General features: G+C 34.3%; 1 protein-coding gene. It reads right to left on the bottom strand.

What is annotated here, in order from left to right; genetic code table 11:
- Nucleotides 1-99: 99 nt before the first annotated feature.
- Nucleotides 100-362: transposase family protein (locus tag C8322_RS14635; protein WP_146747342.1), on the bottom strand; the 263-nt coding region annotated here is incomplete at its 5' end.

Below are 362 nucleotides of genomic sequence, written 5' to 3' on the forward strand. Positions count from 1 at the left end.
CTGCTACCACAGAGAGTCTATAAATAACAGTGCGTAAGTCCTATTAAATAAAAAATAAAAGTTTAAGAACTAATCACTTAAATAGACCTCTTTCATAAATCATTTTTTGCTCAGTTCCAAGTTGTAGATTCCAGCGATTAAATTGAATCTCAAACCAAGCCTTTTACCTCTATTTCGATAACGCTCAGCAAGGATTTTGAAGGTTTTCAGGCTGCCAAATACATGCTCAATTCCGATTCTTCTTTTATTGATTTCCTGATTATAGATTTTCAATTCAGGATCCAATTTACAGTGTCTCTTGGCTTTTAATGACAACAGGCTATTCGGATACAACACATAAATCCCCTGATAGCCTTTATCTG

Source organism: Acinetobacter sp. SM1B, assembly GCF_003289665.1.
In the GTDB taxonomy this organism is placed as follows: domain Bacteria; phylum Pseudomonadota; class Gammaproteobacteria; order Pseudomonadales; family Moraxellaceae; genus Acinetobacter; species Acinetobacter schindleri.